Annotated in this window: 2 protein-coding genes; both read right to left on the bottom strand. The window is 71.6% G+C overall.

Features of this window, described 5'->3' with window-relative positions:
- Positions 1–56 precede the first annotated feature (56 nt).
- Entirely contained in the window at positions 57–701 is a 645-nt protein-coding gene (locus AC2CJA_RS25990) for an NUDIX domain-containing protein (RefSeq protein WP_484605111.1), read from the bottom strand.
- Positions 702–704: 3 nt separating this feature from the next.
- Entirely contained in the window at positions 705–2405 is a 1701-nt protein-coding gene (gene pyrG, locus AC2CJA_RS25995; protein ID WP_484605112.1) for a CTP synthase, read from the bottom strand.
- Between the last annotated feature and the right edge of the window lie 268 nt (positions 2406–2673).

A 2673-nucleotide genomic window follows, 5' to 3' on the forward strand; every position in this document is an offset into this window, starting at 1 on the left:
GGGCCCCCCCCCCCCCGGGCCCCCGCGTTCACGTTCCCGCCGTCACGGCCGGCTGCTCACGCCTGGAACGGTCTCGCGGGCCAGGGCGCCTCGGCCGGGCGCAGGGCGTCCAGGCCGCCCTCGGTCCGTGCGGCGGTCAGCGCCAGGACACCGATCGCCAGGCAGTTGTTGTGCAGCTCCCCCGCCAGTACGCCGCGCACCAGCCGTGCCAGGGGCACGCGGGCCACCTCCATGTCGGCCTCCTCGTCGCTGACCTCGAAACGCTCGCCCTCGGCGTCGGACAGACCGCGGGCCAGGAAGACGCGCACCGCCTCGTCGCTGCCGCCGGGCGAGGTGTAGACGTCGGTCAGCACCCGCCAGTCCCCGGCCTCGACGTGCGCCTCCTCGTACAGCTCGCGCCGGGCCGCGCTCAGCGGGTTCTCGCCGGGAACGTCGAGCAGGCCGGCGGGAATCTCCCACAGCTTGTGCCGCACCGGGTGCCGGTACTGGCTGATCACCAGCACCCGGTCCTGCTCGTCGAGGGCGAGGACGGCCACCGAGCCGGGGTGGACCTGGTAGTCGCGGGCGGCGACGGAGCCGTCCGGCATCACCACGCGGTCGGTGCGCACACTGGTCTTGGCGCCTTCGAACGGCGTCTCGGAGGCGGTGACCCGCCACTGCCGCGGGACGTCCCGCAGAGCCCCTGCGTCCTTCTCCGCCACGGCTCAGGCCCCCTCGACCGGCGCGGCGGAGGCCGTCCGGGAAGCGGCGCCGGAGCCCTGCCGCCGCTTCACGGCGGCCCCGACCAGGCCCGCGAAGAGCGGGTGCGGGCGGGTGGGCCGGGAACGCAGCTCGGGGTGGGCCTGGGTGGCGACCAGATAGGGATGGGTCTCACGCGGGTACTCCACGTACTCCACCAGCTTGTTGTCCGGGGAGGTGCCGGAGAACACCAGGCCGGCCTTCTCCAGCTCGGCCCGGTAGGCGTTGTTGACCTCGTAGCGGTGGCGGTGGCGCTCCTCGACGTACGGCTCGCCGCCGTAGACCTCGCGCACGATCGAGCCTTCGGCGAGCTTGGCCGGGTACATCCCCAGCCGCATGGTGCCGCCCATGTCGCCCTCTCCGGCGACGATGTCGAGCTGCTCCTCCATGGTGGAGACCACCGGGTGGGGCGCTGCCTGGTCGAACTCGGTGGAGTTGGCGCCCTCGATGCCGGCCAGGTTGCGGGCGGCCTCGACGACGATGCACTGCAGGCCCAGGCACAGGCCCAGCAGCGGGATGCCGTTCTCACGGGCGTAGGTGATCGCGGCCACCTTGCCCTCCACACCGCGCTCGCCGAAGCCGCCGGGGATGCAGATCGCGTCCACGTCACCGAGCTGTTTCCTCGCCCCGCCGGGTACGCGGCAGTCGTCGGAGGTGACCCACTTGATCTTCACACGGGCGTTGTTGGCGAAGCCTCCGGCGCGCAGTGCCTCGGTGACCGACAGATAGGCGTCGGGCAGGTCGATGTACTTGCCGACCAGCGCGACGGTCACCTCGTGGTCGGGCTGGTGGACGCGGCGCAGCAGGTCGTCCCACTGGGTCCAGTCCACGTCGCGGAAGGGCAGACCCATCCGGCGCACCACGTAGGCGTCCAGGCCCTCGGTGTGCAGCACCTTGGGGATGTCGTAGATGGAGGGGGCGTCCTTGCAGGCCACCACCGCCTCCTCGTCCACGTCGCACATCAGCGAGATCTTGCGCTTGATGGAGACGGGCACGTCGCGGTCGGCGCGCAGCACGATGGCGTCGGGCTGGATGCCGATGTTGCGCAGGGCGGCGACGGAGTGCTGGGTGGGCTTGGTCTTCAGCTCGCCGGAGGGCCCGATGTAGGGCAGCAGCGAGATGTGGACGACGAAGACGTTGTCCCGGCCGACCTCGTGCCGCACCTGGCGCACGGCCTCCAGGAACGGCAGGGACTCGATGTCGCCGACGGTGCCGCCGACCTCGGTGATCACCACGTCCACGTCGTCGGCGGCCATCCGGCGGATGCGGTGCTTGATCTCGTTGGTGATGTGCGGGATCACCTGCACGGTGTCGCCCAGGTACTCGCCACGCCGCTCCTTGGCGATGACCGTGGAGTAGACCTGGCCGGTGGTGACGTTGGCGGAGCCGTCGAGGTCGACGTCGAGGAACCGCTCGTAGTGGCCGATGTCCAGGTCGGTCTCGGCGCCGTCGTTGGTGACGAACACCTCCCCGTGCTGGAAGGGGTTCATCGTGCCCGGGTCGACGTTGAGGTAGGGGTCGAGCTTCTGCATGGTGACCCGCAGCCCTCGCGCCTTGAGCAGAGCGCCCAGGCTGGAGGCGGTCAGACCCTTGCCGAGCGAGGAGGCGACACCCCCGGTGACGAAGAGGTGCTTGGTCGTCATGGATGTCGAGGATCGAGTCGGCATGGCCAAGAGGGGGCTCCCGTGGTCGCGAGGTGACGTGCGCTGCGGCGCCCCGGCCAGACCGGCTCGGCCGGTGGGGGTGCCGTCGCTGCGGTTCGGGGGTCGTTGTGCCCTCCGCTCCACGGGCTACCAGGGTATCAGCGGCGCGTCCGGGCCGCCGAGGCACGGCCCGCCGCCGCCCGCACCGTGGCACAGTTACCGGGACGGGCGCGGGGCGCGGCGCCGCGGCCGGCCCCCCCCGGTGGTTATAAACCGCTTGTTTTAAGCCCGG

Source organism: Streptomyces sp. ATLC9 (assembly GCF_057196705.1).

Coding starts and splice junctions, on each gene's coding strand:
- pyrG (WP_484605112.1), bottom strand. CDS start 2,405: ATGCCGACTCGATCCTCGACATCCATGACGACCAAGCACCTCTTCGTC.